Source organism: uncultured Gemella sp., from assembly GCF_963515875.1.
Classification (GTDB): domain Bacteria; phylum Bacillota; class Bacilli; order Staphylococcales; family Gemellaceae; genus Gemella.
This window is the reverse complement of the sequence record NZ_CAUPZX010000066.1, coordinates 1-5,381: the sequence shown is the minus strand read 5'-3', so window position 1 is coordinate 5,381 and position 5,381 is coordinate 1. Positions and strand designations below refer to the sequence as shown.

The window sequence follows — 5,381 nt, the reverse complement described above, 5'->3', positions numbered from 1 at the left end:
GTCCATTTGTTACTAATGTTACTGGATCTTTTAGGTTTGTTTCTGTTCCTGCAATTACGTATTTCACTTCAACGTTTCCACCTTGTTTTGGTACGTATTCATAGATGATTTCTTGGGTATCTGCAGTTACTTTTCCTGTTTCTGCTGCTGAATCTGCTTTTCTACCTTCTAGGACGTATTCTAACTCACCTTGTTTTAGTACTTCTCCTGCTTGTGGTGCTGTTGCTGTATACTCACTTCCCACCTGTGCTCCTGTTGAGACATTTGTACTTGCTTTTAGTTCTGTTGTCGTTCCTTTGATAACGTACTTAGCGATAACATTTCCACCTTGTTTTGGTACGTATTCATAGATGATTTCTTGGGTATCTGCAGTTACTTTTCCTGTTTCTGCTGCTGAATCTGCTTTTCTACCTTCTAGGACGTATTCTAACTCACCTTGTTTTAGTACTTCTCCTGCTTGTGGTGCTGTTGCTGTATACTCACTTCCCACCTGTGCTCCTGTTGAGACATTTGTACTTGCTTTTAGTTCTGTTGTCGTTCCTTTGATAACGTACTTAGCGATAACATTTCCACCTGGTACAAATCGCTCATAGTATACATTTTCAACAATATTACCGTTATTAAGAACTTCTGGTGTAATTCTTACTTCATCAATTGCTTCCTTAGCGATATATTGATCATTAACTTTTACTTCTGGTTTTTCCCATTCTGAAGGTGTTGGAGATGTTACAGACTCCCATTTAGCATTTGCAGGAATTTCCCAATTATCTTCTACAACACGTCCCGTTTTTTCTCCAGTATACACTTTTCTTGAAACTGTTACTTTTTGAATTACTGGATTAGAAATGATATTACCCTCATTATTTTTTTCAATATAATTAATAGTTCTTGTAATATCTTTAGTTTCTACTTTTACTTTAGCCTTATCATATAGATAAGTAACTTTCTTAGTTACTTGTCTTTCGTAAGTTCCTATTTCTGGAGCAGAATCTGGTTGAACTTCAATAAAAATATAATCGTTCACAGCATACCATCTATTTACAAAACCTTTAAGAATTGGTTCTTTAGTTGTAGCATAAGGCTGTCCTTCAAAATCTCTAGTTTTTGGGAACTCTTTCAAGAGCTCGCCATCTACAGTTTTATAGTACACTTCTAGTTTTCCGCGAGTATCTTCCGTTCTCAAACCAACAACATTCGATTCTAACCAAACATCTTGACCATTTTTAAGAAAAATTTGAGAAGTACTTTTCACATAGTTTGGATTATTCTGGTCAACACGCAGATTAAAATTATGTTTAAATCCATGCTCTTTTGTTACAGTATAATTATTTTTAAATACATATTTAACTGCTGTTACGTCTTTCCAATTTGTGATTTGAGCTGCACTTACATATGTTCCAGTAGTTTTGTCAGCAGCAGTTGATGTCGTATAAAATACATCATATTCGTCTGAATCATCAACTATCGGACCTTCTAAATATGTTAGAGCTTCTGTCTTAGGTATTAACACTACAGCTTCTTTTACTTTTTGAGGAAGATCTGTTAAGTTTTCAATTTGTGGCGATAAGATAACTTCTTGTCCATTCTTAACATCAATAATTCCTCGCACACCTGTAGTCCCAGGTTTAGCAATTGTTAAAGAAGCTGAATATTCAGCAATATTATTAATAGTAACATTAATAGTTGCTTTTGAAATAGATAAACCTGGCGCATGATTTTCAACAAAATTAGCATTAATTGAATTGTCATTACCTATTAATGTCTCCGATTCACTATTCCATACTAAATAAGATTCAATCCCATAAGTTCCAGCTTCAACTTGTCCATTATTTTCAACTTCGAAAGTCAAAGCTGTAGGACTATATAATCCACCTTTTATCCATCTATTTAAATCATAACCAGTAAGATTTAAATCTTTTGAATCAAAGATATAAGCTCGCTTACCTGTTCCTTTATAATTTTCGATAATATTAGTTGGATTTACAGTATCATAAGATTCTTTTAATTTATCATACGATTCTTTTGCAGCATCACCATTCGTTCCACCAAAATGTAATGTGTATTTTGATAATAAACGATTATCTGCTGCTAATCTAAAGTCTTTCAATGGTAACTTTGGATCTGCTAATAACATTACACTTGTTTTAGTAATATTGGGATCCAATTTATTTATATCGTAAGTCTCACTTCCATCATTATCTGATTCTATTAACCTAAAATAATCCTCTGCTGAATACGTTACTGCAATAGGAATTGTTCGACCTCTTGTTAAATCATCTTTAGTTAAAGTTTGACTCCCTATTTGATTCATATTTAATGTTAATTTTGTTGGAGTTTTAATGTGTTCTGCAACCTCTCCACTTCCTGTAGCAGGACGTTCCATCGCTATAGCACTCTCTATTGTATTCTCTGATGTAGAACCTTGAGCTATTTCATCTCTATAACGTTGAATTGTACTATCTTGGGCTTTTTCCTTCCATGTACCAACAGTTACACCAAGTCTTGCTTCTAATCCAGTTATTGTTTTAGAAGTTGAATTATATCTTTGAAATTCATCTACTATACCCGGATGTTTTAGAATTAAATGATCATATTTCTTTTCAGGATTAATTTCAATAGTATTATATAATTCATCAATTGAAGTATATTCTTTCAACAATTCAGCTTGGTTATCTTTAGTTACTCCATATAATTTAAAATTCTCTTTTAAATTTCCTTCTAACTTTTCTCTGTAATAACCTCTAAATTCTCTTGAACCATCAGCTTTTATTTCATTTGTAAATACTCTATTTAACTGGAATTTTGTGAAATAATTCCCTTCTTGATCTTTTGGAATAAAATAGTTTATATACTGACTTGGTAAAAATGCTCCATCACCTTTTAATTTATCATTTGGAATAGAAAATCTAGCGTTAAATTTGTCCTCATTACTTGCATGTGAATATAATCGTTGATTGGTTTCAGGAAAAATTCTTGTATCCATCTCTTTAATAGCAGGAATACCATCACCGAGATATAATCTAAATCCATCAGGATTATCTAATGTCTGAGTAAATGTTGAACCATCAGGTCTATGCCCAACTGCTTTATAAACGATATTGGCATTAAATCCTTTAGTAGAATTTGACTCAATTGCTCTTTCAATAGCTTCCGGAGTATTAAAAGCACCTTCTTTTACCTTCAGAATTGGTCCACCATAAAGTAAACTTTGATCGATACCTTTATTTTCATCTGGATGTAAAGTTAAAACTCCATTTTCTAATGTCCAAAACTTATTATTTTTAATATTTGTTGGGTCCAATTCTAAGAAATCTGGAATTCCACTAATCGTATAATCATAGCTTGTTAAACGTCCATTACCATTTTGATTCGTTTCTTCGTTATTGAAAAAGCTTTGATCACTCATAATAAATGGTAATCTAAATGTATTGCCTTCAATTGGCTTGAAAGTTCCATTCGAAACTGATCCCATTTTAAATTCTGGTAATGGAGCTCCAAACTGATCAACCATATATTTTACTGTTTTTGGTCGCCACTCTTTTTCTCTATATAAAATTTCTGATAAATAGTCAAAAGAAGCTCTAGCTGATTTCGTTGATAAAGTTTCTCCACCTGCTATAAAATCAGTATTAACTGATAATACATCGCCTTTCGATGGAGCATTTTTTATAGAGGTACCCACATATAATTTTAATAAACTTTCAGCAACAGTCCCCCCGCTCATGGGATTTAAATTTAAATCATAAATATAATTTGTAGCAGTTGATAAATCATCTACACTTTTTACAAATGATGAATTTGCAAATTCTGGTTTTTTAGTAGAATGCAAGAATTCTTTTGGTATTGTTACACGTACTTTACCGTCTGTAACTGTTTCAGTTGAAGACGCAGAATAACTAATTGCCATATTAATAACACGTTCACCGTCACCATTATTAGCAACTGGAATTTGTTTTTCTGTTGGTCCTGTTGATGTATCAAAATGAATTGATCCTGTTAAAGCTTGGGCTGTCACTCCGGTACGGAAGCCAGTTCCTTCTTTCATCTTTTTACCATTACGGCTATCTTGATTTTTGTTTTCTTTTGGTGTTTCTTCAGCTTTAATTGATTTTAAGATAGAAGTTAATGAACTAATTTCTTTTGCTTTAGCATCTACTTCTGTTTGTGTAGCTGATGATTGTGCAAGGCTCTCTGCTGATGCTAACTTACTAGTAGCATCGTCAATCATTGATTGTCGTTTAGAGTTGTTTTTAATTCTTTCTAATTGAGCTTTTAACTCTTCAATTTTTTTATTCAGAAGCGACTTATCAACTTCTTTTGTTGTACTTTCCACTTGACTATTTTCACCTGACTGAGTTGCTAACTTTTCTGCAACAGCTGCAGCTACTTTCTCAGGACTATTAACAATTTTATTCGCTACTGGTTTTACAGAATTCTCTAGAATAGTATTAGAGTTATTCACTCCTTCATCTGAATTATTAGTAGCTTCTCGTGCTTGAGTACCATTATCACTAGCTTCTACGACACCAGCTCCAAAAAATAGACCTACTCCAATTAGAACACTCGCTGCTCCTACTTTAAATTTTTTAATGGAATAGGTTTCCAACTTTTCTCCAGAGAGTTCATGGAATTTTTTTTTGTTGTTTTTTCCTATCATTTATAATATTTCTCCTTCTAAATTATAAAAATTTATATATTATAATATCACAAAAAATATCTCTAATAAAGAGATATTACTTACTTTTTTCAAAAAAAAAAAAAAAACAGATAAATAAACAATTATTATACTATATATACTAGAAAATACTTAAATAATAGTAATTATAATTAATAATTTACCAAAATAAATAATACAAAAATATTTTTTGTATACTTTAAATATACTTTAAATAAAAATATAAATAGTTATTTTATTTTAATATTAATTATCAATTAGAAAGAAATATTGGTAATATTAATATTTTCCTGTAATATAAAATAAAAAAAGCATACCGAAATGGTATACTTCTATAAAATGGAGATGGCGGGATTTGAACCCGCGTCCAAAAATACCTCCCCTTAGCCTCTACATGTTTAGTTTACCTATTGAATTTAATTCTCCACTTAAGCCGATAAACAGGCAATGAAAAACGAGTTTGATTAATCTCTTACTTCTTTCTACAAACAGAAGAAAAAAATCGTAGACTGCTAAGAATGAACCGATTAGCTTTGTCACAGTCAAACAAAGTAATCAGCCTTTAGCTTATTAAGCTGCTAAAGCGTAATTTGTTTTTTCGCCAGTTATATTTAACTGATGTGTTGTTAAAGAAGACAACCCTCCTACATGCCACCAAGAAGACTAGCATCCCTGTCGAATCCTAAACATCCCCTAATTGTGATTA

The 5,381-nt window shown here is 31.8% G+C and carries 1 protein-coding gene and 1 other RNA gene; both read right to left on the bottom strand.

From position 1 onward, the window contains the following. On the bottom strand, positions 1–4,657 hold a 4,657-nt coding region (locus RWL85_RS08345; protein ID WP_314087049.1), incomplete at its 3' end, for a YSIRK-type signal peptide-containing protein. A 355-nt stretch (positions 4,658–5,012) separates the two neighbouring features. After that, positions 5,013–5,369, bottom strand: a transfer-messenger RNA (tmRNA) gene (gene ssrA, locus RWL85_RS08340). Positions 5,370–5,381 lie beyond the last annotated feature (12 nt).